This window comes from Jongsikchunia kroppenstedtii DSM 45133 (assembly GCF_000380485.1).
GTDB lineage: Bacteria > Actinomycetota > Actinomycetes > Mycobacteriales > Mycobacteriaceae > Jongsikchunia > Jongsikchunia kroppenstedtii.
Genome location: NZ_AQYG01000051.1, coordinates 167,812 through 194,204, shown reverse-complemented (window position 1 = coordinate 194,204; position 26,393 = coordinate 167,812). Strand labels below are relative to the sequence as shown.

At 67.4% G+C, this 26,393-nt stretch carries 21 protein-coding genes and 1 pseudogene; 14 read left to right on the top strand and 8 right to left on the bottom strand.

Going from position 1 to position 26,393, the window contains the following annotated elements:
* Positions 1 to 115 precede the first annotated feature (115 nt).
* On the top strand, positions 116 to 1,831 hold the full coding sequence (locus G341_RS0118880; protein WP_245557073.1) for an MFS transporter: 1,716 nt from the start codon (positions 116 to 118) through the stop codon (positions 1,829 to 1,831).
* 13 nt (positions 1,832 to 1,844) lie between these two features.
* On the opposite strand, the gene G341_RS0118875 is transcribed toward G341_RS0118880, so the two are convergent.
* From G341_RS0118875 to G341_RS0118855, 5 genes are all read right to left on the bottom strand, one after another.
* Positions 1,845 to 2,945: a zinc-binding dehydrogenase gene (locus G341_RS0118875; RefSeq protein ID WP_026303882.1), complete on the bottom strand. Its 1,101-nt coding sequence runs from the start codon at positions 2,943 to 2,945 to the stop codon at positions 1,845 to 1,847.
* A gap of 99 nt (positions 2,946 to 3,044) precedes the next feature.
* On the bottom strand, positions 3,045 to 4,718 hold the full coding sequence (locus G341_RS0118870) for a dipeptide ABC transporter ATP-binding protein (protein WP_018180735.1): 1,674 nt from the start codon (positions 4,716 to 4,718) through the stop codon (positions 3,045 to 3,047).
* Positions 4,715 to 5,641, bottom strand: a complete 927-nt coding sequence (locus G341_RS0118865; protein ID WP_018180734.1) for an ABC transporter permease — start codon at positions 5,639 to 5,641, stop codon at positions 4,715 to 4,717. The genes G341_RS0118870 and G341_RS0118865 overlap by 4 nt, the downstream gene beginning before the upstream one ends.
* Positions 5,638 to 6,597, bottom strand: coding sequence for an ABC transporter permease (locus tag G341_RS0118860; RefSeq protein WP_018180733.1), 960 nt, complete (start codon positions 6,595 to 6,597; stop codon positions 5,638 to 5,640). The genes G341_RS0118865 and G341_RS0118860 overlap by 4 nt, the downstream gene beginning before the upstream one ends.
* A 3-nt stretch (positions 6,598 to 6,600) precedes the next feature.
* Positions 6,601 to 8,184, bottom strand: a complete 1,584-nt coding sequence (locus G341_RS0118855) for an ABC transporter substrate-binding protein (RefSeq protein ID WP_018180732.1) — start codon at positions 8,182 to 8,184, stop codon at positions 6,601 to 6,603.
* A gap of 210 nt (positions 8,185 to 8,394) precedes the next feature.
* On the opposite strand from G341_RS0118855, the gene G341_RS0118850 reads away from it, so the two are divergent.
* From G341_RS0118850 to G341_RS0118835, 4 genes are all read left to right on the top strand, one after another.
* Positions 8,395 to 10,740, top strand: a complete 2,346-nt coding sequence (locus G341_RS0118850; RefSeq protein WP_018180731.1) for an arylsulfatase — start codon at positions 8,395 to 8,397, stop codon at positions 10,738 to 10,740.
* 133 nt (positions 10,741 to 10,873) lie between these two features.
* Positions 10,874 to 11,857, top strand: coding sequence for a TauD/TfdA dioxygenase family protein (locus tag G341_RS0118845; RefSeq protein ID WP_018180730.1), 984 nt, complete (start codon positions 10,874 to 10,876; stop codon positions 11,855 to 11,857).
* 266 nt (positions 11,858 to 12,123) lie between these two features.
* Positions 12,124 to 12,789: an MspA family porin gene (locus G341_RS0118840; RefSeq protein WP_018180729.1), complete on the top strand. Its 666-nt coding sequence runs from the start codon at positions 12,124 to 12,126 to the stop codon at positions 12,787 to 12,789.
* An 83-nt stretch (positions 12,790 to 12,872) separates the two neighbouring features.
* The gene (locus G341_RS0118835) at positions 12,873 to 13,544 is read left to right on the top strand and encodes an MspA family porin (RefSeq protein WP_018180728.1); all 672 of its coding nucleotides are present in this window, start codon (positions 12,873 to 12,875) and stop codon (positions 13,542 to 13,544) included.
* Positions 13,545 to 13,623: 79 nt separating this feature from the next.
* Here G341_RS0118835 and G341_RS0118830 read toward each other — a convergent pair whose 3' ends face one another.
* Positions 13,624 to 14,115, bottom strand: a complete 492-nt coding sequence (locus G341_RS0118830) for a beta-class carbonic anhydrase (protein WP_018180727.1) — start codon at positions 14,113 to 14,115, stop codon at positions 13,624 to 13,626.
* A 205-nt stretch (positions 14,116 to 14,320) separates the two neighbouring features.
* Here G341_RS0118830 and G341_RS0118825 point away from each other — a divergent pair, with 205 nt between their 5' ends.
* The 6 genes from G341_RS0118825 to glpD all read left to right on the top strand — a co-directional run bounded on the left by G341_RS0118825 (position 14,321) and on the right by glpD (position 21,008).
* The gene (locus G341_RS0118825; protein ID WP_018180726.1) at positions 14,321 to 15,469 is read left to right on the top strand and encodes an aminotransferase-like domain-containing protein; all 1,149 of its coding nucleotides are present in this window, start codon (positions 14,321 to 14,323) and stop codon (positions 15,467 to 15,469) included.
* A gap of 55 nt (positions 15,470 to 15,524) precedes the next feature.
* Positions 15,525 to 16,400, top strand: coding sequence for an ABC transporter permease (locus G341_RS0118820; RefSeq protein ID WP_018180725.1), 876 nt, complete (start codon positions 15,525 to 15,527; stop codon positions 16,398 to 16,400).
* Positions 16,376 to 17,119: an ABC transporter ATP-binding protein gene (locus tag G341_RS0118815; RefSeq protein WP_018180724.1), complete on the top strand. Its 744-nt coding sequence runs from the start codon at positions 16,376 to 16,378 to the stop codon at positions 17,117 to 17,119. The genes G341_RS0118820 and G341_RS0118815 overlap by 25 nt, the downstream gene beginning before the upstream one ends.
* Positions 17,120 to 17,201: 82 nt before the next feature.
* Entirely contained in the window at positions 17,202 to 18,245 is a 1,044-nt protein-coding gene (locus tag G341_RS0118810) for an ABC transporter substrate-binding protein (RefSeq protein ID WP_018180723.1), read from the top strand.
* Entirely contained in the window at positions 18,242 to 19,213 is a 972-nt protein-coding gene (locus G341_RS0118805; protein ID WP_018180722.1) for an asparaginase, read from the top strand. The genes G341_RS0118810 and G341_RS0118805 overlap by 4 nt, the downstream gene beginning before the upstream one ends.
* An 88-nt stretch (positions 19,214 to 19,301) precedes the next feature.
* Positions 19,302 to 21,008 carry a glycerol-3-phosphate dehydrogenase gene (gene glpD, locus G341_RS0118800; protein WP_018180721.1) on the top strand — a complete coding sequence of 569 codons (1,707 nt, stop codon included), beginning with the start codon at positions 19,302 to 19,304 and terminating at the stop codon, positions 21,006 to 21,008.
* On the opposite strand, the gene G341_RS24210 is transcribed toward glpD, so the two are convergent.
* Together G341_RS24210 and G341_RS22595 are read right to left on the bottom strand one after the other, a co-directional pair.
* On the bottom strand, positions 20,918 to 21,199 hold the full coding sequence (locus tag G341_RS24210) for a helix-turn-helix domain-containing protein (protein WP_245557072.1): 282 nt from the start codon (positions 21,197 to 21,199) through the stop codon (positions 20,918 to 20,920). The genes glpD and G341_RS24210 overlap by 91 nt on opposite strands.
* 5 nt (positions 21,200 to 21,204) lie before the next feature.
* Positions 21,205 to 22,062: an RsbRD N-terminal domain-containing protein gene (locus tag G341_RS22595; protein ID WP_245557056.1), complete on the bottom strand. Its 858-nt coding sequence runs from the start codon at positions 22,060 to 22,062 to the stop codon at positions 21,205 to 21,207.
* 129 nt (positions 22,063 to 22,191) lie between these two features.
* Between G341_RS22595 and G341_RS0118790 the strand changes: the two genes are divergently transcribed.
* The 3 genes and pseudogenes from G341_RS0118790 to G341_RS0118780 all read left to right on the top strand — a co-directional run bounded on the left by G341_RS0118790 (position 22,192) and on the right by G341_RS0118780 (position 26,390).
* Positions 22,192 to 23,775 carry a GMC family oxidoreductase gene (locus G341_RS0118790; protein ID WP_018180720.1) on the top strand — a complete coding sequence of 528 codons (1,584 nt, stop codon included), beginning with the start codon at positions 22,192 to 22,194 and terminating at the stop codon, positions 23,773 to 23,775.
* Between the two features lie 5 nt (positions 23,776 to 23,780).
* Positions 23,781 to 25,486: pseudogene (locus G341_RS22590) on the top strand (aldehyde dehydrogenase family protein).
* Between the two features lie 112 nt (positions 25,487 to 25,598).
* Positions 25,599 to 26,390, top strand: coding sequence for an SDR family oxidoreductase (locus G341_RS0118780; protein ID WP_018180719.1), 792 nt, complete (start codon positions 25,599 to 25,601; stop codon positions 26,388 to 26,390).
* The last annotated feature ends 3 nt before the right edge of the window (positions 26,391 to 26,393 follow it).

Genomic DNA, 26,393 nt, shown 5'->3' with positions numbered 1-26,393 from the left:
GGCGACGGGGGCCGGCGCGCCAGGCGGAGGCCGCTCCCGGGGGTCCCGTCACCGGACGCTCGAGGAGCTCGGGCCGCACTACAAGTGGATCGCCCTGTCGAACACCACGCTGGGCATGTTGATCGCGACGATCAACTCATCGATTGTGCTGATCGCCCTGCCCGACATCTTCAAGGGCATCCACCTGAACCCGTTGGAGCCCTCCAACACCAGCTACCTGCTGTGGATGATGATGGGCTTCCTCGTCGTCACCGCCGTGCTGGTGGTCAGCTTCGGCCGGCTCGGCGACATGTTCGGCCGTGCCCGGATGTACAACATGGGTTTCCTGGTCTTCACGATCTCGTCGATCTTCTTGGCGATCACCTGGTTCGACGGTGCCGAGGCGGCGATCTGGCTGATCTTCTGGCGCGTCATCCAGGGCATCGGCGGTGCGTTCCTGATGGCGAACTCGTCGGCGATCCTGACCGACGCCTTCCCGGCCAACCAGCGCGGGCTCGCAATGGGTATCAACGGCGTGGCGGCCATCGCCGGGTCGTTCCTCGGCCTGCTGATCGGCGGTGTGCTCGCGCCCGTGCAGTGGCACTACATCTTCCTGGTATCGGTGCCGTTCGGCGTCATCGGCACCATTTGGGCGTATATGAAGCTGCACGATCTCGGCGAGCGCAAACATGCCCAGATGGATTGGTGGGGCAACATCACCTTCGCGGTGGGCCTGATCGCGATCCTGGTCGCGATCACCTATGGCATCCAGCCGTACCACGGCGCCAACATGGGCTGGGGCAACCCGTGGGTGATCGGTGCGCTCGTCGGTGGCGCCATCATGCTGGCGATCTTCGGCGTCATCGAGACCAAGGTCGAGAGCCCGCTGTTCCAGCTCTCGCTGTTCAAGAATCGTTCGTTCGCCTTCGGCAACATCGCGAACCTGATGGCGTCGATCGGCCGCGGTGGTCTGCAGTTCATCCTGATCATCTGGCTGCAGGGAATCTGGTTGCCGCAGCACGGTTACGACTATTCGCGGACGCCGCTGTGGGCCGGCATCTACATGGTCCCGATGACGATCGGCTTCCTGCTCAGCGCGCCGGTTGCCGGCGCCCTGTCCGACCGGCTCGGCACCAAGTGGTTCACCACACTCGGAATGCTCTTGACGGCAGGCACATTCGGTGCGCTGATCGCGTTGCCGGTCAATTTCGACTACTGGGTGTTCGCGGTGATCCTGCTGATCAACGGGGTCGCCATGGGTCTGTTCGCGGCGCCGAACCGGACCGAGGTGATGAACAGCTTGCCGATCACCTCGCGCGGCTCGGGCGCGGGCATGATGACCACGTTCCAGAACGCGGCCATGGTGCTGTCGATCGGCGTGTTCTTCTCGCTGATGATCGCCGGCCTGAGCGCGCATCTGCCGTCGGCGATGTACGGCGGACTCACCCAGAACGGCATGCCGGACCAAGCGGCACAGGGCATCGCGCACATCCCGACGGTCGGCATCCTGTTCGCGGCGTTCCTCGGCTACAACCCGATCCAGCAGGTCGCGGGCCAGTCGATGCACGGGCTGCCGCAGGCCAGCGTCGACCATCTGACCGGCTTGGACTTCTTCCCGCACTTGATCTCCGACCCGTTCTCGGACGGACTCACCGCGGCGTTCACGTTCGCGCTCATCTGCTGCGTGCTGGGCGCGGTCGCGTCGTTGTTCACCGGCAAGCCGAAGGCTCCGGTCGCCGAGTCGGTGGGTGTCGAACTCGCCGCAGTAGCGGGGGAGGCGAGCATGGAGGCCCCGGCGCCGCTGGTGGACGAGAGCAGCTCGGCCAAAACCGGATCGAGGGACTTGGCCTAGGCGCGATCCCCGTCTATGAGGGCATCTCGATGACGGCTCGGCCGACGATCTCGCCCCTGGCGAGCGCCTGATACGCGTCGTCGGCTTGGTCGAGCGGATATCGACGGGTGATCGCCTCCTGGGGTGCGATCGTGCCGCCGGCCACCATCCGCAGCAACGCCGGCATGTCGCGGCGAGCCTTGCCCCCGTAAGAGCCGCGCACCTGCACCTTGCGACGCACCAGCCGGGCGAGATCGACGTCACCGGTCGATCCGGCGGGGGCGATGCCGACCACGACCACCCGCCCGCCGTCGTCGACGATGTCGCACGCGGTGGCGAACGTCGTCGGGCTGCCGAGCGCCTCGAACGCGACGTCGACCCCATGACCTTCGGTGATCTGCCGCACGGCATCGGAGACGTCGGTGGTGCGCGAGTTGATCGTGTGGGTGGCCCCCAGGGCCCGTACCGCGTGCAGTTTGTCGTCGTCGATGTCGATCGCGATGATCTGGCTCGCGCCAACGGCTTTCGCGAACTGCACGATGGAGGTGCCGACGCCGCCCGTGGCCACCACCGCGATCCGGTCTCCGACCCGGAGCTCGGCGGTGTTGACGGCGCCGAGCGCGGTGAACGAACTGCAGCCGAGGATGGCGACCGCGTCCAGGCTCACGTCATCGGGCACCACGAACGCCGACGAGGCGGGGGTGACACAGTATTCGGCCAGCCCGGCCATCGAGTACATCGCCAGCGGTGTGCCGTCCGCGCGGTGCAGTCGGGTGGTGCCGTTATAGAGGGTGCCGCGGAGCCGGTTGTAGGCGAAGAACCGCTCGCAGAGATCCTCGGCGCCGCGAACGCAATGCCGGCAGTCGCCGCACGGCATGATGAAGCTGCAGACCACGCGGTCGCCCACCGCGAGGTGCTCGACGTCGGCGCCGACACGTTCGACGACACCGGAGACCTCATGCCCGAGGACGGCCGGCGTCGGGAAGGCGACCTCCGACTTCATGACGTGCAGGTCCGTATGACAGACGCCGCAGGCCGCGACCTTGATCAGTACCTCGCCGCCATGCGGTTCGGGAATCGGAATCTCTTCCAGCGCAAGTGATGGGCCAGCGCCCGCGAATACTGCTGCTTTCATCACCGTCATGGAATCGAGTGTGGCGCGCCCGACCGATGGCGGGCGGCCGAATCGATCACAACGGTGGCGCCGTCCCATTATGTAAGAACATCTGTCCCGTCACGGTGTCAGCGCGCCGCGCCGGGTGCGTTGGATCACCGGGTCGGGATAGGGAACCGCCGCGACGAGTTCGGCGGTGTAATCCGACGCGGGTGCGGTCAGAACGCGCAGCGCCGCACCGGATTCCACCACCTCGCCGTTGCGCAGGACGGCGACCCGGTCCGACACCTGTTGGACGACGGCAAGGTCGTGGCTGATGAAGATCGCCGCGAAGCCGAGCTCCTGCTGCAGTTCCGCGAACAATTCGAGGATGCGCGCCTGCACCGAAACGTCCAGCGCGCTGGTGGGCTCATCGGCGATGAGCAGCGCGGGTCTGGTGGACAGGGCCCGGGCGAGGGCGACGCGCTGGCGCTGGCCGCCGGACAGCTCGTGCGGTAGCCGGCTACCGAAGGAACGGGGGAGGTGAACTGCGTCGAGCAGTTCGTCGACCCGCCGTCGCCGGCTCCGGTGATCTCCGATGCCCTGGATGTCGAGCGGCTCGGCGATGGATTCGGCAAGGGTGAAGCGCGGATCGAGAGACGCGGTCGGATCCTGCGGCACGAACGCGAGCTTGCGGCGCACCGCGCGCAGCCCGGACCTGGAGATGGCGGCGATATCGTCGCCCTCGACGAGAATCCGGCCTGCGGCCAGTGGCAGCAGACCGCCGATGGCGCGACCGAGAGTGGTTTTGCCCGAGCCCGATTCGCCGACGACGCCGATCACCTCACCCTTGCGAACGCCGAGTGAGACGTCCCGCAGAGCCGTGTGCGCCTTGGTGCCGAGCGCCGCGCGATGGATCACCGTGACCTTCTCCACGTCGAGGACCCGGTGATCGTCGTCGGGCGTCGCCTGTCCACCACCGGCCGGCGCGGCATCGGCGGCGGCCGGCAGCCGCGGAACTGCACTCAGGAGTTGGCGGGTATAGGGCTGTTCGGGCTTGGCGAACACGTCGTAGACATCGCCGGTCTCGATCGACTCTCCGAGCTGGACGACCACGACCCGGTCGGCGATATCGGCGACGACACCGAGATTGTGTGTGATGAGCAGGATTCCGGCGTCTGTTCGATCGCGGAGTCGGGCGAGCAGATCGAGGATGTCGCGCTGCACGGAGACGTCCAGGGCGGTCGTGGGTTCGTCGGCGAGCAGCAAGGCGGGGTCGTTGGCGAGTGCCAGAGCGATCACCACGCGCTGTTTCTGGCCGCCGGAGAGCTGGTGCGGGTAATAGGCGACCCGCTGCCCGGGATCGGGAATCTCCACCAGCTCAAGCAGCTCGATCGCCCGGCGCTGTGCCTGCGACCGGGACAGTCGTTGATGTGTGGTGAGGGCCTGGCGAAGCTGCCATCCGACGGTCTGGACCGGATTCAACGCCGTCTGGGGTTCCTGGAAGATCATCGCGACACTCTTGCCGCGAATCGACTCCAGGGTTCGCTCCGTCTGGCCGAGCACTTCCCGGCCGTTCACCTTCACCGATCCCGTCGCGACTGCGCCGTCGGGCAGCAAGCCGATGGCGGCGCGCGCGGTCATCGTCTTGCCCGAACCGGATTCGCCTACGAGAGCGACGATTTCACCGCGATCGACGCGGAGGCTGATACCGGATACGGCCGGGCGGGGATAGTTGAACGTCACGTGCAGATCGTCGACCTGCAACGCGGGCGGGTGTGAGGCCTGCGGGGTCGCGGGCGTCGGCGATGTCATAGTGCGGTCCTCCGGTCGGTGGAGATCGACTGTGCGATCAGATAGAAGCCCAGTACCAGGGCCGAGACGACGAGCAGTGGGCCGACCGAGAACCAGGGATTGGTCTCCATGTAGTCGTTGCCGGCCGCGAGGATCGAGCCCAGTGAGGGGGTGGGGGCCTTCACGCCGATTCCCAGGTAGCTCATGGCTCCCTCGACGAAGACGCCGAGCGACAGCGACAGCGCGAACTGGACGCCGAGTGTCTCCACGGAGTTCGGCAGGACGTGGCGCAGCAGGATGCGCGTCGTGCCGGCGCCGCTCACCCGGGCCGCCTCCACGTACGGCATCTCGCGCACGCGCAGGACCGCCGTGCGCGTCAGGCGGCCGAATATCGGGACTTCGGCGAGCGCGATCACGATGCCGACCGTCAGCGCTCCCGGGCCGAGGATCGCCGTGAGAGCGATGCCGAGGATCAAGACGGGAAACGCGAGGATGACATCGAAGACGCGTTGAGCGATCACGTCGGTGACGCTGCGCCCGACCGAGACGAGGCCGAGCAGGGTGCCGACGGCCGCGCCGACCGGCACCGAGATGAAGACGATCAGCAGGTCGACCCGGATGCCGTAGAGGATTCGAGTGAGGACGTCGCGGTTGACGTCATCGGTACCGAACCAATGACTGCCGCTCGCCGGCAGCAGGTAGGCGCCGTCTATCTGCTGATCGGCGGTGTACGAGAGAAACAGGGGCCCGACGACACCGAGGGCGATCACCGTCAGCACCAGCGCCAGACCGAGGAGACCCTGGCCGCGAGTAACGCTGCGCCAGAGTGGAACTCGAATGCTCGGGTGGTTGCGGTCGTCAGGTGATTCCGGAACCAGTCCGGGGCCGATCCCGGTGCCGCGGCCCAGGCCGGTGGATTCGGAATTCTCGGTGGTGGCGGTCATCGGTTTCCTGCCAATCGGATTCGGGGATCGATCCAGGCGTGCAGCACGTCGGCGAGGAGCTGGATGGCCACGAATACCGTGACGGACAACAGAACCAGCACCTGGACCAGTGGGTAGTCGCGGGTGAAAATGCTTTCTTCGGTGAGCAGGCCGAGCCCGGGCCAGCCGAAGATCGACTCGACCAGGACCGCGCCGCCGAGCAGACCGCCGATACTGAGTCCGAGTGCGGTGAGCGTCGGCGGCAAGGCATTTCGCAGCGCATGCTTGAGGACGACGTCGCGCCGGGTCGCGCCGAGCGCCTTGGCGGTCACCGCGTACGGCTGATTCAGTTCGGTGCGCAGCGCCTCGGTGAGGAACCTGGCCAGCAATGCCCCGGTCGGCAGGCCCAGCGTCAAGGCGGGGAGTATCAGATACTGCGCACTGATCTGCACGCTGTCGGTGAAGCCTTTCGGCGGGGTGCCGCCGGCCGGCAGCAGCCGGAAATGTATGGAGAACAACAGGATCAGGGTCGTGCCCACCACGAAGGTGGGCAGCGCGATGGCCAATGCGTTGACGGCGGTCAGCACCCCGCGCAGGATCCGGTTGTCGTAGAGCACGCCGGCGAGGGCGAGTGCGAATGCCAGAACGATGGCGATCACCAGCGCGGTGACCGTCAGCACCACGGTGTTGGTCAGTCCGAAGCCCACGAGGGAGCGGACGCTGCCGCCCACCGCGTAGCTCGTGCCGAGATCGCCGGTGAGCAGGTGGCCGAGCCAGCTGAAGTATTGAGTGAAGAAGCTACGGTCCAGTCCCAGGCTGTGCTCGATCGCGGCCAGGTCTGCCGGCGACGCGTCGGGTCCCGCCAGGGCTGCTGCCGGTGAGCCCGGCACCAGCCGCAGCACCGAGAAGATGAGCAGGGATGCGACGAACAGCACCACGATCGCGGTGGGGATGCGACGCAATAGATACGAAACCATGGGTCAGGACCTCCCGGCCGAGTTGAAGTAGGTGCCGGCGAAATGCGGCTGGTCGCGGCGGTCCCAGTCGACGCCGCTGACGTCGGGGGCGGCGGCCGCCTGCGGGATCACCACGCCGATCTCGACGAGAAACAGATCGTCGAGCCAGCGCCGGTCGAGTTCTCGATACGCATTGACGGCCGCAGGCGACGTCGGCAGCGGCGCCAGCCAGGCCGCGTTGGCCGCGGCGGTGTAGGCGTCGTTCTGATAGTGCGAGGAATTCTTGGCGGCATTGAACGGGTATGCCGTCACCGCGAGAGTCGACGGCGTGTACTGCGCGAAGGCGTGCTGCTGGATCCAGAGTCCGCTGTAGGTGCCGGCGATCAGCTTGGTGCCTTGAACGGTCTGGTCGTTGGGCACCAGGTTCACGGTGATGCCGACGTCCTTGAGATTCGACTGAACGATCTCGGCGATGACGCGGTCGGAACCCTGAGTCGAGTAGTCGAGGTCCACGGTGGGGATCGAGCCGACCTGGGCGACAAGGGCTTTGGCCTTGGCGACGTCGCGGGTGTAGACCGTGTTGGCCGCGGGATCGTAGGCCGGTGACGTCTTGGGCCAGGGCACGTTGATCGGGTAGCCGCTGCCCTGATAGACGTCATCGATGATGCGCTTTCGGTCGATGGCGTAGGCAATCGCCTTGCGCACCCGCACATCCCGCAACGTCGGGTTGGTCACGTTGACGCCGACGTACTCCTGGGCCTCGCCGCCGGAAAGCGAGATGTTGGTGAATCCGTAGCGCGACGTGGCGAGTCGCTGATCGTGGCTTGCCAGCTCGAACGCGACGTCCAGCTGTCCGGTGCGCAGCCGCGTATAGAGCGACTCCGGGTCTTTCCCCACCACCAGCGTGATCGAGTCCAATTTCGGCGCGCCGCCCCAATACTGGTCGTTGCGGACGAGCTTCACCGTGGAGTTCGGCGTCCACGACGCGAACTTGTACGGCCCGGTGCCGATGAACTTCTTGCCCGCCTTGAGGTCGGCGAGCGAGTTCTGGTCGAGGATGGGGGCGGAATCGAGCAGGTCGAAGATGTTGCTCAGCGGGTGCTCGAAGTGCAGTACCACGCGGTGCGGATCCGTTGTGTCGTACGAGGTTATCGCCGCCGCCGTGCGTTTGAACTGCGGGGTCCACGGGCCGCCGAGATACGTCTTGATGGAGTTCTCGACGTCGGAGGAGACGAACGGCCGGCCGTCGTGGAACGTGACACCCTGACGCAGATCCAGCGTCAGCGAGAGCCCGTCGGGCGCGAGATGCCACGCCGTCGCCAGGGCCGGCCGCACGTCGAGCTTGTCATTCGCGTAACGGATCAGGGTGTCGAAGACGTTCGCGGACACGATCCCGTCCGGACCCGGCTGATTGATCTGCAGGAAGGTCTTCGGCTGCAGATCGTCGAGGACGCCCACCCGCAGGTCTCCGCCGTTGCGGGCCTGGCCGGCCGCGGAACCGCCTGAGTGCGAACGCTGGTGCACCGCCGACTGGCACCCGGCGACACCGAACACCGCGACGACCAGCAGGGCCGCCCAACCAACTCGGAGACGTTCTCGTCGGCGCATGACACCACATTTCGGGCTCGTCGGAATACGAAGTAGACACCCGAACGGGGGTCATGCGACAAATACTTGAACAGAAATATCAATTTCGGATCGATTGAATTTAGGGAAAATTTAACTGTTTACAATGCCGGCGGGTTTGGGAGTCTTTGGTTGCTATTGGAGACCGCCGACTGTGGCGAAAAATTGAAATCACGAAGGATCTATTCATAGGTGACCGAGAATAAGCAATCGCAGCTTGCCGACGACGCGCGCGGATACGAAGACTTCGGGGGGATCGTCGGCCGTACGACGTCGCAGTCGCAGGCGTGGTGGCCGCCCGAGCCGTCAGCATCGGTGGGCGCCCCGAACATCGTCGTGGTGCTGGTCGACGACATGGGCTATTCCGATATCGGGCCGTTCGGCGCGGAGATCGATACGCCCAACATCGACCGGCTGGCCGAGAGCGGATACCGACTCAGCAACTACCACACGACTCCGGTGTGTTCGCCGGCCAGGGCCGCGCTGCTGACCGGGCTCAACCCGCACCGCGCGGGTTACGGCAGCGTCGCGAACTCGGATCCGGGTTTTCCGGGTCTGCGGCTCGAGCTGGGCGACGACGTACTGACGCTGCCGGAGATCCTGCGCGCGGGTGGCTATGCGACATACGCGGTGGGCAAGTGGCATCTCGTGCGGGACGCGAACATGAGTCCGGGCCGCACGCGTGACTCGTGGCCGCTGCAGCGGGGATTCGACAGCTACTACGGGTCATTGGAAGGTCTCAACTCGTTCTTCTATCCGAACCAGTTGATCGCCGACAACTCCGTGGTCGACGTGCGCGAGTACCCCGATGGCTACTACGTGACCGACGACCTCACCGACCGGGCGATCGGCGAGATCAAGGCGCTGCGCGCGCACGACGCGGACAAGCCGTTCTTTCTGTACTTCGCGCATATCGCGATGCACGGTCCGCATCAGGCGAAGAGGTCCGACCTGGACAAGTACCGCGGCCGGTACCAGCGGGGTTGGGACGCGGTGCGGGCCGAACGCTTCGAGCGGCAGGTGAATGCCGGCCTGTTCGATCCCGGCACGCCGATCGCCGAACGCAACACCGAGCCGGGCTACGACGCGCCCGCCTGGACCGACCTGACGCCCGAGGAGCAACGGCGGTTTCAGCGCTACCAGGAGGTCTACGCCGCGATGGTCGACAGCATCGACCAGAGCCTCGGTCGAATCACCGAGACCTTGGACGAACTCGGTGAACTCGACAACACCATCATCGTGTTCACCTCGGACAACGGTGGGACCGCCGAGGGTGGCCCGCGGGGGACGCGGTCCTATTTCAGCCAGTTCGTGCATGGACCGGTGCCTCCGGATTGGGAACGCGACGTCCCGCATGACGAGGGCCTGATCGGGTCGCCGGCGCTCGGGGTGCACTATCCGCGTGGTTGGGGCCAGGCCTCCAACACGCCCTTCCGCTTCTACAAGGGCCAGACGTTCGCCGGTGGGGTGCGAGTGCCCTTTGTCATCTCCTGGCCGGCCGGGCTGGCCCGGGCTGCCGACGACAGCGGCGTGCGGCGGCAGTTCTCCTACGTCACCGACCTGGCTCCCACCTTGCTCGAGCTCGCGGGCGTTCCGACCCCCGCGACCCGGCACGGCTCGCCGGCGGCACAGCGGGACGGCGTCAGCATCGCCGCGGTCCTGCGCGACGGACAGGCCGACTCGCCGCACACCGAGCAGTACGCGGAGTTCGGTGGGCACCGGGGCTTCTATCGCGACGGCTGGAAACTGCTGTCCCTGCATCGCGATCCGGCGAAGGTCGACGATCCCGAATGGGAGCTGTACGACGTCCGCACGGACCCGGCGGAGACGCGCGATGTCGCGGCACAGCATCCCGACAAGGTCGCCGAGCTCGCGGCGGCCTGGGACCGCGCCGCATGGCACAACACGGTGTTTCCGCTATTTGATTCCGCAGCTGCGCAGGCCCGGCGTCGGCCGAGCGAGGGGCGCTACTCCCAGCCGGTGCGACTGCTGCGCGGCACACCCACGCTCGAGCGCTATCGATCGAGTCGGCTGATCGCCTACCGGGACTTCGAGATCGTGATCGAGCTGTCGGGGTGGACCGCCTCCGACGAGGGAGTGCTGGTGGCCCACGGTGATCCGCAGGGCGGCTATCTGCTCTACGTCGAGGACGGGGTGTTGACCTTCGTCTTCAACAGCTACGGGCGTGTGGCGCGGGTGGCCGGCCGACTGCCGGAGCGAACCTCACAGGTCAGGCTGCAGGCGACCGCGACCGAGTCGGTGCGCTGGAACTTCAGACTGGTGGCGGTTGCCGAGGGTGTCGAGACCGCGGTCGCTGACCTGGACGATCAGTTTCAGCTTGTCGGGATGGCGCCGTGGACCGGCATCAGTGTCGGTCTCGACGCCCGCGGCCCGGTCGACGTCGAGCTGCGTCGGCGTCGCGGACTGTTCGAGTTCGGCCCGGTGCTGCGTGCCGTGACATACGTCCCGGGGACGGTGCGGGTGCCCGATTCGGTGCGCCGCGAGATCGATGAAGCCGCCGAACTGCAGGCCGATTGATCGGTGTGAATCTATTCCGGTTTTATTCATCGGGAATCAATACCTCTGGCGGTATCGAATCCCGTGGTGTCGTGGTGATTGTCGTGAGCGCACATTCACGCAGCGGATCGAATTCAATGACGAGAGGGACCTAATGACTTTGACACAGATCGAGAATCGCTCCGACCGCCACGCGGCCGCCGAAGATATCTATCGGGACGCCGGAATCACGGTTCAACGGCGCGGCGAGAATATCGGCGCGCAGATCGGTGGCGTTCGACTGGGTGGCGATGTGCCGCCGGAGCAGGTCGAGGCCATCCGGCTGGCCCTGGCGCTGAACAAGGCGATCGCTTTCACGGGGCAGGACCACCTGGATGACGACAGCCAGTACGCGTTCGCGCAGCTGCTGGGCGATCCGACAGGACCGCACCCGACCGTCACGTCGCGCGGGGAGCGGCTGCTGACCATCGAGGGGGCGGCGAACAGCTGGCACACCGATGTCTCGTTCGTCGACCGCATCCCGAAAGCCTCACTGCTGCGGCCGATCACGCTGCCCGCGTGGGGTGGTGCGACCACGTTCGCCTCGACGGTGGCCGCCTATGAGCAGCTGCCTGCGCCGCTGCGTGCGTTCGTGGATGGCTTGTGGGCCAAGCACACCAACCTGTACGACTACGCCACGGCCACCCAGCACAACGGCTCGGGCGGCCCGGAGAGTCGTGCGGAGCACTACAAGGAATTCACGAGCACCGAGTATCAGACCCTGCACCCCGTGGTGCGAGTGCACCCGCAGACGGGGGAGCGGAGCCTGCTGCTGGGTCATTTCGTGTCCGAGTTCCCGTCGTTGAAACCCTCGGAGTTCCAGGCGGTCTTCCAGCTCCTTCAGTCGCGAACCACGCGCCTGGAGAACACGTTCCGCTGGAACTGGAGCCCGGGCGATCTGGTGATCTGGGACAACCGTGCCACCCAGCATTACGGTGTCGCCGACTTCGGCGACCAGCAGCGGCAGCTTCACCGTGTCACGTTGGCCGGCGATGTTCCGGTGGATATTCACGGCGAGCACAGCCGCATACTCAAGGGTGACGCGTCGCACTACTCGACTCTGGATCAGCCGAACCTGCTCGAGGTCTACGCCGCCTGACGACGGACACACCCTCCGAACGGCGCGCAAGCGCGCCTACCGCCACTGCTGGCGCATCCGAAAGTCGGGTGCGCCAGCAGCTTTCGTGCGCCGGATGGCCGGTCGCGCGAGGCCGGTGGCCGAAAGCTGTTTGTTTTAAACAATACGTCTGATTCGAACCATCGCGGACCACGCCGCCTGCATGAGAAATTTCAGTGCGAAAATCATTCCAGCGCAACCAATCTGAAACCGTTCGGATTGGTACGATCCGAGTTGAAGGAATCCCCATGTCTCCAGCAGCAAGACCCGCCCGGCTCCTGTTCGCCGCCCTCAGTGCCGTCGCACTCGGCACACTCCTGGCCACCGAGGCGCATGCGGACACCGTGGCCAGGCTGCCCAACGTCAGTGAACCCGGCGACAGCGGCCTGCGATTGTCGATCACCCAGCAGGTCGCCCGGGTCTCTCCATCCCTTGCCGCCAACGGTGCGGGCCGTGTCGCCTGGCTGAGCGCCCACGTCACGGTCAACGCACCACATCTGACGGCCAAGGCCGCCGATCCGAACAATGGTCCGCTCGGCGAGAGCACCCTTCCCGGTTCCAATGGCACCGCCTGGACGGGCGGCGCGGCGACCTTCTCGGTCGGCTACATCATCGGCTGCCAGGTGGGCGTCGGCAGCCTGTCGATCGGCGGGTCGACGACGCTGTCGAGCAGTTCGGGCGCGCTCACCGGCTCGCTATCGGTCCCGCTGACCCCCGGCGCGGTCAACTACGTCCTCATCGATTACAAGAACATCGCCAAGTCCGGCAACTACGTGATCGACTACCGCGACTTCCAGGTCAACATCGAGGGCTGCGGCGGATACGCACAGGCCCGCGCCTATGCCGTCGTCGAGACGGGTGGGTCAGACCACCAGAAGATCGAGGCCTACGGGCAGCCGTTCTCCGTCGGCTGAGTCGACCGACGCCGCCAATCGGGCCATCTCCCGCATAGCCCCATCAACCGCCCATCAACCGCATAGCCACTGAAGGATTCATCATGTCTGTCCGTTTTTCCAGCGTCCGCCGGACCGCCGGGGCCGCCGCCATAGTCGGCACGGCAACGGTCGCCGTACTGGTCGCAGGTTCCGCGACCGCCGCCGCCGGAACCATCCGACTGCCGGCCCAAACACAGAGCAGGACACTGTCGGACGGCACGGTCGTCAGCGTGGCCCGCTCCGGCGAGGTCGCCACCGTCACCCCGTCGCTCGGTGGAACTCCGTTGCAGCGCAATGCCAATGTGTCCGGCCGCTACAGCGTGCATCTCAGCAAGCCGTCGCCGCAGTTCCGGATCCAGGCCGGCTACGTCGTGGGGTGCCAGGTGTCCGTCAGCGGCCTGAGCGCCTCGGGTGCGAACACCGGAACGGCGACGTCCAGCACCCCCACGGATTCGGCCACCCTCGGCACGACGCTGACCCTCGGTCCCGGGCGAACCGTCCAGTACAACATCACCGATCATGAGCGGGCCGACGCTTTCGGCGCCGACCAGCACAAGCCGTGGGTCAACTACAACAACGCCGCCGATGGGACGTACAGCTACCGCAATGTCTCGCTGTCCGTCGTCGGCTGCGCCGGCTACGCCCAGGCCCGCTCCTACGTCAATATCTGGATCTTCAACGACACGGTCGATCAGATCATCACTCTGTACGGGCAGCCGTTCAGTCTGGGCTGAGGCGCAGAACCGCCAACACCGCAGCGCTATCGCTGCGGTGTTGGCGTCTGACGGTTTCGGCTGTACGCGGGTGGTCGCGCTAGAGGGTCACTTCGTCGAGCCTGCCGGTGGCCACGTCGAAGACGAAACCCCGCAACGATTCGTGCTTGGTCACAAAGGGGCTGACCTGGATGCGACGGAGCGACTGGCGCACGTCCTCCTCGACGTCGGGGAAGGCTTCCGCGGCCCATTCCGGTTTCAGGCCGGTCTCGTCCTGGATGGTCCTCTTGAACTCGTCGTCGGTGAAAGTCAACATGCCACAGTCGGTGTGGTGGATCAGGATGATCTCTTTGGTGCCCAACAGCCGCTGGCTGATGGCGAGCGAGCGGATTTCGTCGTCGGTGACGACCCCGCCGGCGTTGCGAATGACGTGCGCCTCACCCTCCTGCAGGCCGAGGACGCGGTACACGTCCAGACGGGCATCCATGCATGCCACCACCGCGACGTGCTTGCTCGGTGGCAGGGGGAGCGGACCGCTGAAGTCGGCGGCGTACGCACGGTTGTTGGCAAGGTATTCGTCGGTGACGGTCACGCCCAGATCTCCTGCTCGAGTGTGCTGACAGCGCTTCTGTTCGCAACGTCGAGCGTATCCACGGTGACGACGGCGCTGGAGGCTGCGAATCAGCCTGGTTAAAACTGGGTGGCTTAAAACTGGGTGGCCCGAACCGCCCCAACTATGTCTCATTATGTAAGAAAATTGTTCGGTATCTGGACAGCGACCCCGCTATCGTCAATGCATGTCCGCGCCCCTCGCATCGAAGGCCGCCGCGAATGTCCGCGGTTCGGCGATCCGTGATCTGCTGGCACTGACCGAGCGGCCCGAGGTACTCAGCATGGCCGGCGGCCTCCCGGCGCCGGAACTGCTGCCGGCGCAGCGTATTTCGGCTGCAGCGCAGAACGCACTGGCCGATCCGGGCGCGTTGCAGTACACCGCGAGCGCCGGCGCCGCGCGCTGTCGGGCGGCAGTCGCCGATCGGCTCGGTGTGGACCAGGCGGCGGTGCTGGTGACGCACGGCTCCCAGCAGGCGCTGTCGCTCCTGGCTCAGGCCCTGGTCGACCCGGGCGAGGTGGTGGTCGTCGACGATCCGGTGTACGTCGGGGCCCTGCAGGTGTTCCAGGCCGTGCGGGCCGACATCCGGGCGATCCCGATAGGGCCCGACGGCACCGACGCCGACGAGCTGACGCGCCTGCTCGAGGCGGGGGTGCGGCCGAAGATCGTGCACACGGTGAGCAATTTCCACAATCCCCGCGGGGTCACCGCGACGGCGGCGACCCGCGACCGGCTGGTGGCGCTGGCTGACCGGTACGGGTTCTGGATCGTCGAGGACGATCCCTACGGTGAGCTGCGGTTCCGGGGCGAGACGATCGAGCCGATCGCCGCCCGGTCGGACCGGGTGATCCGGCTCGGCTCCGCGTCGAAGATCCTGGCGCCGGCGCTGCGGGTCGGTTGGATGAGCGCACCGGTCGAGGTCCTCGCGGTGGTGGAGCGCCTGCGGCAGGCGGCCGACCTGTGCGGCTCGACCCTGAGCCAGCTGATCGTCGCCGAGCTGCTCGCGGACACGCCGTGGCTGACCGCGCATCTGGCGACGCAGCGCACCGAATATCAGGCGCGGTGCGATGCGCTGGTGACGGCGCTGCACGCCGAACTGGGCGATCGGGCGATCTTCGCCGAACCGGAGGGCGGCATGTTCTGCTGGGTCCAGATCCCGGGAATCGATGCGGAACAATTGCTGCCCACTGCGGTCGAGCATGGTGTCGGCTATGTGCCGGGCGCCGCATTCGCCGTCGCGGCGGATCTGCGTGACTGCCTGCGGCTCAGCTTCGCGACGCTCACCGCCGACCGACTCGGCGAGGCGGTGTCGCGTCTGGGGCGCGCGGCGCTCTGAATTCAGCCTGATCGCAAACCTCCACGGCGCAACGGCGGCCGACCACACTGTCGGCATGAGCATCAGTACTGCGCCGGTGATCGCATCGACACCGGCACCCGACGTCGAGCCGGCAGCACGTGCCGAACGCCCGGCACGAGCAGCTCGGAGTCGACAGCGGTCGATACCGGGCTGGTGCCGGCTGCTGAGTCCCATTGCGCTGCTGGTGTTGTGGCAGATCGCGAGCGCCACCGGCGCCGTGTCACCGCAGAAGGTGCCATCGCCGGTCGACGTGTGGCAGACGGCCATACGACTGATCACCACCGATTCGCCGGCATATGGAACGCTGCAGGGCGCGCTGGTGGCGTCGCTGGAGCGGATGGCATCCGGATTCGCGCTGGGTGCGGCGGTCGCGCTGGTATTCGCCGTGGTGTCCGGGCTGAGCCGGGTCGGCGAGACCATCGTCGACCCGCTGATGCAGATGCTGCGCACCATCCCACTGTTCGGGTTGGTGCCGGTGTTCATCGTGTGGTTCGGCATCGGCCAAGAGCCGAAACTGCTGCTGATCGCGCTGGGCGCCGGGATTCCGTTGTATCTCAACACCTTCGCCGGCATCCGCAGCGTGGATCCGAAATTCGTCGAGGCCGGACGGGTGCTCGGGCTGAACCGGCTCGAGGTGCTGCGTCACGTGGTGCTGCCGGGCGCGCTGCCGCAGATCCTGGTCGGGCTGCGGCAGAGTCTCGGTGCCGCCTGGTTGTCGCTGGTCGTGGCCGAGCAACTGAATACGAAGGCGGGACTGGGCTTCCTGATCAATCAGGCGACGCAGTTCCTGCAGAACGACGTCATCTTCGTGGCACTCATCGTGTATACGATCCTGGGTCTGATCACCGACTGGCTGGTGCGCATCGCGGAGCGGAGGGCACTGGCATGGCGCCGCGAATTGGTGAACTGATCGACAGCACCCGTGACCATCCGGTCGCCCAGCCGGTGGTCTACACCCGGGATTTGACAAGGGAATTCGGCGTATCCCGGGTGCTCGATGGGCTCGACCTGACCATCGCTCCGGGTGAATTCGTCGCGCTGCTCGGACGCAGCGGTTCCGGCAAGTCGACCCTGTTGCGGGCTATCGCCGGTCTGGACGACGGCGTGACGGGGGCACTGGAGGTCGAGGGACCGGTCGCGGTCGCCTTCCAGGAACCGCGGCTGCTGCCGTGGAAGTCGGTGCTGGCCAACACGGCGCTGGGGCTCGACGCCAAGAACCCCAAGCAGGTCGCCCGGCAGGCGCTCGACGAGGTCGGACTGACCGACCACGCCGATGCCTGGCCGGTGACGCTCTCCGGTGGTCAGGCGCAACGGGTTTCGCTTGCCCGCGCCCTGGTGCGAGACCCGCGGCTGCTACTGCTCGACGAGCCGTTCAGCGCGCTGGACGCGTTGACCCGCATCACCATGCATCGGCTGGTGCTGAGCCTATGGCAGCGACATCGCCCCGCCGTCCTGCTGGTCACCCACGATGTCGACGAGGCGCTCGCGCTGGCCGACCGGGTGCTGGTGCTGCGCGACGGGCAGATCGCATTCGAATCACCTGTCGAATCGGCGCGTCCGCGCAATCGGGATGGTGCCGAACTCGTCGCCCTGCGGACCCGGCTGCTGAGCGCTCTCGGCGTCGACTGACCGAACTTCCAACCGCCGCAGCACCGATCGGTGCTGCGGTATCTCACGCTGTATCCGTCCTGATGATGAAAGAGGAAACACCATGAAACACAGCCTGTTCCGGTACCGACCGGCGATCGCGCTGGGGGCCGCGCTAGTGGCCGCCGGGCTGGTTGCGGGCTGCAGCGGATCCAGCAGTTCCACGTCGGCCAGTTCCGTGTCCGCGGCACCACAGGCGGCCGGGCAGGGCTCGCCGGTCGACCTGTCGACCGTGACGCTGACGGTCGGCGATCAGGCCGGCGTCGGATCGCAGGCGCTGCTGGCCGCGGCCGGGTTGACCGACAAGCTGCCGTTCAAGGTGAAGTGGGCGAACTTCAATGCGGGCCCGGTGATGCTGCAGGCCGAGGCGTCCGGCGCGGTCGACATCGGCAGCGTCGGCGACGCGCCGCCGGTCTTCACGGCGGCGGGCGGCGCGCCGATCGCGGTGGTCTCGGCGACCCGCAATCCGGCAGGATACGAGGCGATCGTCGTGCCCAAGAATTCGCCGATCACCTCGGTGAATCAGCTGCGCGGCAAGAAGATCGGCGGAAATCAGGGCAGCAACACCAACTACTTCACGTTCCAGGTGCTGAACCAGGCCGGTCTCAAGCCGTCGGATGTCAGTCTCGACTACCTCGCCCCGGCTGCCGGGCTCGCCGCGCTGACGAACGGCTCGATCGATGCCTGGGCGGCGTGGAGCCCGTATTCCGAGCAGGCGACAGCCCTGCACGGTGCGCGGGTCTTGACCGACACCGCCCCGTACGGCACGCACTACTCGTACAACGTGGCGTCCCGGGCGGCGCTGACCGACCCGGGCAAGGCGGCCGCGATCCGGGAGTACGTGCGGCTGTGGAACCAGGCACGGCTGTGGGCCAACGAGCATCCTGACCAGTGGGCCCAGTACTGGTCCAAGGCAACGGGTCTGCCGCTGTCGGTGACCGGCCCTGCGGCGCGGAACTCGGCGGCGGTGCCGGTACCGATCACGAAGGAGGTCATCGACTCCGAGCAGAAGCTGGTGTCCACCTTCGCGACCAACGGCCTGATTCCGAAGGATTACGACTTCTCGCCGTATGTGTACACCGGGCTGAACAACCTCTACTCCGCGTGACCGGAGTCGTCCTGGTCGGACTCGGCGGCACGATCTCGATGCGCGAGACGGCCGGCGGCGCACAGCCTTTCCGCGATGCGCGCGGCCTGGCCGACCGGGTCGGCGGGTTCGCCGGGGCGGAGGATCTGGCACTGGTCGGCGGGTCCGAGGTCGACTTCGAGCTGCTTGAACGTCTGGTGAATCGGTGTGCCGGTCTCGTCGACACCGGGGTCGCCGGGATCGTCGTCACGACCGGCACCGACTCGATCGAGGAGGTGTCGGCGTGGCTGGCGTATCGCCGCGGTTGGTCGGTGCCGGTCGTGGTGACCGGCGCGATGGTGACGGGCGAACGTCCCGACAGCGACGGGCCCGCCAACCTCGCCGACGCTCGGGTGGTCGCCGCGTCCGGTGTCGAGACCGACCCGGTGGTCGTCTTCGGTGGCCGGGTGTTCGCGGCGCGCGAGGTGCTCAAGGTGTCGGGGGTGGCGCGCGATGCGTTCGCCGCGCCGGGACGGGGACCGCTGGCGATCGTCGGAAACGGCGATCTCCAGTGGTACCGGCACCGGACACGGCAGTCGGCGCATGGAGCACCGGCGGGGCCGATTCGCCCGGTGCCGATCATCAGTGCCGCGCTCGGCGACGACGGACGCGTTCTCGCCGCGGTCGGTGCCGGGCAGCCGGCGGTGGTGGTGGCCGCGAATGGGGCCGGCAATCTGCCGCCGGCGCAGGCGGTCGCCGCCGAGCGGCTGCTGGCGGCCGGAACGCTGGTGGTGATCACCACCCGGGCCCCGGATGCTCGGGTGGCTCCGCGCTACGGATATCGAGGCGGCGGCGCGCAGTTATCGGCCGCCGGCGCCCAGCTGGCGCCGGGGTTGTCGCCGCATCGCGCCCGGCTACTGCTGTCCCTCGGGGTCGCGCAAGGCCGGGACCAGGGCGAACTGCGCGCGCTGGTCGCGGCCGAGGCGGATCGAACCGCCCCCGCGCGCTAACCGGCCATCACAGTTACCGACGAGTAACCTGGGGGCCGTGACTCCGGCACATGCAGATTGGCATTTCGATCCCGACCGGCCCGCGGATATGGGGCCGGCCTATCGCGCCGACGCCTGGGAACGTCTGCGGTCCGAGCAGTTCGACGTGGTCGTGGTCGGCGGTGGCGTCGTCGGCGCGGGGGCCGCGCTGGATGCGGCGACCCGCGGGTTGCGGGTCGCGCTCGTCGAGGCCCGCGACATCGCCTCCGGGACGTCGAGCCGCTCGTCGAAGATGTTCCACGGCGGCCTGCGCTACCTGGAGCAGTTCGAGTTCGGCCTGGTGCGCGAGGCGCTGCGGGAGCGCGAGCTGGCGCTCAGTGTGCTGGCACCGCATCTGGTGAAGCCGCTGCCGTTCCTCTTCCCGCTGACGCAGCGGGTGTGGGAGCGACCCTACGTGGCCGCCGGTCTGGCGCTGTATGACCGCATGGGCGGCGCGAAGTCGGTTCCGGGACAACAGCATGTGACCCGCTCGGGCGCGCTGCGCATCGCGCCGGCGCTCAAGCGGAATTCGCTCACCGGCGGTATTCGCTATCACGACACGGTCGTCGACGACGCGCGTCACACGCTGACGGTCGCGCGGACGGCGGCGCAGTACGGCGCGGTCATCCGCACCTCCACTCAGGTGGTCGACTTCCTGCGGGAGGCCGACCGGGTTGCAGGCGTGCGTGTCCGTGACTCGGAGACCGCGGAGGTCATCGACGTCAAGGCGCACTGCGTGATCAACGCCTCGGGCGTATGGATGGACGAGGTGCAGGCGTTGTCGAAGGAGCGCGGGCACTTCACCGTCCGCGCTTCCAAGGGCGTGCACATCGTGGTGCCGCGCGACCGGATCGTCAGCGAGACGGCCATCATCCTGCGCACGACCTCGTCGGTGCTGTTCGTGATCCCGTGGGAGACGCACTGGATCATCGGCACCACCGACACCGACTGGAATCTGGACCTGGCGCATCCGGCGGCCACCAAGGCCGACATCGACTACATCCTCACGAGGGTCAACGAGGTGCTGGTGACGCCGCTGACCGCCGGCGACATCGAGGGTGTCTATGCGGGCCTGCGGCCGCTACTGGCAGGCGAGAGCGATTCGACGTCCAAGCTGTCGCGCGAGCATGCCGTCGCGACCGTGGCCCCGGGCCTGGTGTCGATCGCCGGCGGCAAATACACGACCTATCGGGTGATGGCGGCCGACGCCGTCGACGCGTGTGTGGACTTCATCCCGACCCGGGTGGCGCCGTCGATCACCAAGCGCACCCCGTTGGTCGGCGCGGACGGCTACTTCGCGCTGATCAACCAGACGGAACGGATCGGCGAGCGATTCGGCTTGCACCCGTATCGGATTCGGCGCCTGCTCAACCGCTACGGCTCGCTGATCGATGACGTGTTGGCACCGACCGACGCGGATCCGGGCCTGCTCGAACCGCTCGCGGCGGCGCCGCAGTACCTGCGCGCGGAGGTGCGCTACGCCGTGGCCAGCGAGGCGGCGCTGCATCTGGAGGACATCATGGCGCGGCGCACCCGCATCGCCATCGAGTACCCGCATCGCGGTGCGGATTGCGCCCAGGAGGTGGCCGAACTCGTGGCGCCGATGCTGGGGTGGAGCAAGAAGCAGGTCGCGTTCGAGGTCCAGAACTATCGGGCCCGGGTCGAGGCGGAGATCGCGTCGCAGCGTCAGCCCGACGACGAGTCGGCGGACGCCCTGCGTGCGGCCGCACCGGAGTCGCGCGCCGAGATCCTGGAACCGGTGCCGGTTCCGGACTGATCGAGTGGTTGCAGCAGCGCGACCGCGCGGAGTGCGAGATGCAACTCGGCTGACTCTGCCGGGTCGGCGATGTCGCGGCCGGTGAGATCGCGGACCTTGTTCAACCGGTAGCGCACCGTATTGCGGTGGCAATGCAGCCTTTTCGCGACCTCGGTGGTGGAGCCACGACAGGCGTACCAGGCCTGCAGCATCGAGATCAGGTCGTCGCGCTCGGCGGCCGGTCGCCGGAGGATCGGCCCGAGGATCTGCGTGGCGATGCGCCGGCCCTCCTCGGGCACGGTGACCAGTAGCTGCGCTGTCGGGTCGGCCCCGTATCGGACGATTCCGCTGTCGCCGGGACACGCGCTGCGCGCCGCCAGTCGCGCCTCGGCGATCGCGGCCGGGATGGCCGACGCGCCCGTGAAGGGGATAGTCGCAGTGCGGCCTCCAGGTTGTCCGGCAGCGGAGCATCGGAATCCGGCGGCGTGATCGCCGCGATCGCGAACGTGCCGTGCTCGGCGATGCCGAGACTGCGCATCGCGGCCAATGCGCGCGCCGGGCTCTCGGTGTGATCGTCGAACAGCGTGCGCACCAACTGGACTCGGGCTTCGACGTTGGTGGTGGCGAGGCGCACCTCGGCCTCGCGGTAGGCGTCACTCGCGACTCCGGAGTAGACGTCGACCAGTTCCCAGAGACCGGATGCGAGCGCGTGCAGCTCCGGGTCACCGGGCCCGTGGGAGAGTTCGGTCAGCTGTTCCCAGACGATGCGGCCGCCCAGTCGAAACGCGTGCAGGAGCGCCGCGATCGGGATTCCGCGTTCGGCCTTGAGCCGGCCCACCGCTACCGCGGGGCGCAGGTCCGGCTCGGCGCCGGCGAGGCCGTGCGCGATGGCCGTCAGATTGGCGAGGCATGCCGCGTAGAGCTCGTCGGCGGTCAGCATGCCCTGCTCGGTATACGAGCCGTCGTCCTGGATCACCCGGGAGACGAGCGTCGCGGTCATCGATTCCAGGCGCGGCAGCAGCAGTCCCGGCAGCGTCGACGAAGGCGTCACCACCGGACTCCTGGACACGCTCATGCGTGCACTCTAGTGGGTTTGTGCATGTGCACAACAGTGCGCGGCGATCCGCGTGCGGTCGAACGTAGTGGTCGGGCGGCCGGTCTCCATAGAGTTCGGGAACGGTCACGTATCACGAAGGAATCCACTATGTCTGACAGCCCATCGCACGCCGACTACGTCGTCGTCGGCACCGGATCGGCGGGCGCGATCATCGCCGCCCGACTCAGCGAGCGGTCGAGCAACCAGGTCGTCGCCCTGGAGGCGGGCGGTGCGGACAAGAAGCAGGAGGTGCACATCCCGGCGGCGTTCTCGAAGCTGTTCCAGAGCGAGCTGGACTGGAAGGTGTTCACCACCCCGCAGCCGGAGCTGGGCGATCGGAAGATCTTCTATCCGCGCGGCAAGATGCTCGGCGGCTCGTCGTCGATGAACGCCATGATGTGGGTCCGCGGCTTCGCCGCCGACTACGACGGCTGGGCCAAGGTCGCCGGGGACAGCTGGTCCTTCGCCAACGTCGTCGAGTACTTCAAGCGCATCGAAAGCGTCGAGGGAGCCCAGGAGCCGGACGAGGGACGAACGGGGCCGCAAGCCGTCTCGAACCAGCGGAGTCCCCGCGGCTGGACCGCGGACTTCCTGACCGCGGTGCAGAACGCCGGTTTCACCCGCGAGCGTGCGAATCTTCCGCAGCCCGACGGCTTCACGCAGACGATGGTGTGTCAGAAGCGCGGCGCGCGGGCGAGCACCGCGGACTCCTACCTCCGGCCGGCGGCCAAGCGGTCGAACCTGACCGTGCTGACCAACGCCCACGCCACCAAGGTGCTGTTCGACGGGCGACGGGCGGTTGGCGTGCAATACCTCAAAGACGGTGTGACACAGACCGTCATGGCCCGCAAAGAGGTGATCCTGTCCGGCGGTGCGCTGAACACTCCGCAGTTGCTGATGCTGTCGGGCATCGGCGATCAGGAGCAGCTGCGCCGCCACGGCATCGACGTGATGCACCATCTGCCGGAGGTCGGCCGGAATCTGCAGGATCACCTGGTGTGCCTGCTCGGTTACGCGGTCGAGTCGGGCAGTCTCTTCGCCGCCGAGAAGCCGCGCGAGATCGCCGACTACCTGATCCGCCGGCGCGGCATGCTCACCTCGAATGTCGGTGAGGCGTACGGCTTCGTGCGCAGCCGTCCGGATCTCGAACTGCCCGACATCGAGATCATCTTCGGCCCGGCGCCGTTCTACGACGAGGGCATCGGGACGCCGGTGGGCCATGGCATCGGCCTCGGCCCGATCCTGGTCGACCCGCGCAGTCACGGCACGGTGACGCTGGCGTCGGCCGATCCGACGACCAATCCGCTCGTCGACCCGAAGTATCTGTCCGACAGCGACGGAGTCGACCGCGCCGCGATGCGCAACGGCCTGCGGATCGCCCACCGGATCTTCAGCTCGGAACCGCTGGCCTCCAAGACCGGAAAGCTGTTGCAGCCCAAGCAGGAACAGGCCGAGCTGGCGGACACGCTCGAGGATGCACTCACCGCGTACTCGCACACGCTTTACCACCCGACCAGCACGTGCCGCATGGGTGCGGACGAAGCAAGTGTCGTCACTCCCGACCTGAAGGTGCGCGGCGTCGAGGGGCTGCGCGTCGCCGACGCCTCGGTCATGCCCCGCATCGTGCGCGGACACACGCACGCCCCGACGATGGTGATCGGCGAACGTGCTGCCGACCTGCTCAAAGGATGATCGACATGACCACGACCAGCAGCAGCGCCACGTACATCGACGAGCTGGTGCAGCAGCTCGCCGACGGCGAAAAGATCTGGGGCACGCTTGGTCTCGACGACCGTGCGGACCTGCTTGCCGCGCTCGTGGAGGCGGTGAGCGATCACGCCCAGGAATGGATCGACCGTGCCCGGGAGATCAAGCAGCTCCCGGCCGATAGCCCGCTCATTGGGGAGGAGTGGCTCAGCGGCCCGTACGCGCTGATCGCCGGGGCACAGACGCTGCGTCAGTCGTTGGCCGCGCTGGCGGCGGGCCGCAGTCCCGTCGACGGCTACCGGATGACCGCCGCGCCCGGCGGCCGCACCGCCATCCGGGTGTTGCCGCACAACATCTTCGACCGGTTACTGCTGGGCGGATTCACCGCCGACGTCTGGTGCCGGTCCGGGGAGTCGGCCGATTCGATCCGTCGGCGCGCCGGCCTCGGACACTGACGCCCCGGGCGACCGGCGGGTTGGGCGTCGTGCTCGGCGCCGGCAACATCCTGTCGATCTCCGCGCTCGACACCCTGTATGAGCTGTTCGCGCACAACCGGGTGGTGCTGCTCAAGCTGAACCCGATCACCGATCCGCTGCTGCCGGTGCTGGAGACGGTGTTCGCCCGGTTCATCGATCTCGGGCTCGTCAAGATCGTCACCGGCGGCGTCGATGTCGGCTCGGCCGCTGTCGGGCATCCGGGTGTCACGCATGTGCACATCACCGGAAGCATCCACTCGCACAACGCAATCGTGTTCGGGCCGGGCGATGAGGGACGGGCCCGGAAGGCGCGCGGGGAGCGGCTGCTCGACAAGCCGATCACGAGCGAACTGGGCGGTGTATCGCCGACCGTCGTGGTCCCCGGGCGGTGGTCCACGCGCGACCTGAAGTTCCAGGCCGAACATCTCGTCACGCAGAAGCTGCACAACAACGGCTACAACTGCGTCGCGTCGCAGGTGCTGGTGGTCAGCAGCGACTGGGCGCAGAAGGATGCCTTCCTGGACGCGGTGCGCGCCGCGTACGCCCGGGTGGCGGCCCGGGCCGCGTACTACCCGGGCAGCGGCGACCGGACGGCCGCCGCGGTCCGTGATCATGCGCACGCCGAACATTCGGCGGTCGGCGATCGAGTACTCGTCGAGGTGGCGGCCGATCAGCCCGATATCGCGTTCGACGAGGAGTATTTCGCGCCCGTCCTGGTGGTGACCACGCTGCCCGGTTCGGGCCAGGAATTCCTGGACGCGGCAGTCGATTTCGCCAACGAGCGGCTCGCCGGGACGCTGGGCGCCAACATCATCATCGCGCCCCGGCAGATCCGGCGGCTCGGCGCCGGGTACGTCGAGGCGCTCGCGCGGTTGCGCTACGGCACGATCGCCGTGAACGCGTGGACGGGCGTCGGCTACCTGACGGCGAGCGCGACCTGGGGCGCGTTCCCGGGGCACACGCTCGATGACGCGCAGAGTGGGATCGGGGTGGTGCACAACGCCTTGCTGCTCGACGGCACCGAACGCACCGTTGTCCACGGCCCGTTCCGGCCGTTCCCGCGCTCGGTGGCTACGGGGCAGTTCACCATCGCCCCGAAGCCGCCGTGGTTCGTCACCAACCGCACCGCGGCCACCACCGGGAAGGCCCTGACGACATTTGCCGCGCGGCCCGGCTGGGGCCGGCTGCCGCGGATCTTCGCGTCGGCCCTGCGTGGATGAACCCTTGCGTGGATGAACCCTGTTGGATGAATCCTGTGGCTGACCTCCCGCTCAGTAGGACAAGAAATTAGAACGTGTTCCAATTTGGCCGGGATCACGGTAGAACCGTTGCATGAGCATTCTGGACAGTTTTCGACTCGATGATCAGGTAGCAGTTGTCACCGGTGCGGGCCGCGGGCTCGGCGCCGCGATCGCGGTGGCGTTCGCCGAGGCCGGCGCGGACGTCGTCATCGCCGCACGTACGCAATCCCAGCTCGACGAGGTGGCCGGGCAGATCGCCGCGACGGGGCGGCGCGCGCACGCGGTGGCCGCCGACCTCGCCGATCCGGAGGCCACCGCGGCGCTGGCACAGGCGGCCATCGATCAGTTCGGTCGTCTCGACATCGTCGTCAACAACGTCGGCGGCGCGATGCCGAAGCCGCTGGCCAACACCAGCCCGAAGGACCTGACCGACGCGTTCGAGTTCAACGTCGCCAATGCGCATGCGCTGGTCGACGCGGCCATTCCGCATCTGCTGGCCGGTGGTGGCGGCTCGATCATCAACATCACGTCGACGATGGGCCGGCTGCCCGGTCGTGCGTTCGCGGCCTACGGCACCGCGAAGGCGGCGCTCGCACATTACACGCGGCTGGCCGCGTTCGATCTGTGCCCGAAGATTCGGGTCAACGGCATCGCGCCCGGGTCGATCCTGACGTCGGCGCTGGACGTCGTCGCGGGCAACGACGACATGCGCACCGCCCTGGAGAAGGCGACCCCGATGCGCCGGCTCGGACAGCCCGAGGACATCGCGGCGGCCGCCGTCTATCTGGCCTCACCGGCGGGTTCGTATCTGACGGGCAAGATCCTGGAGGTCGACGGCGGTCTGATCGCCCCGAACATGGATATTCCGATCCCGGACCTGTGATCG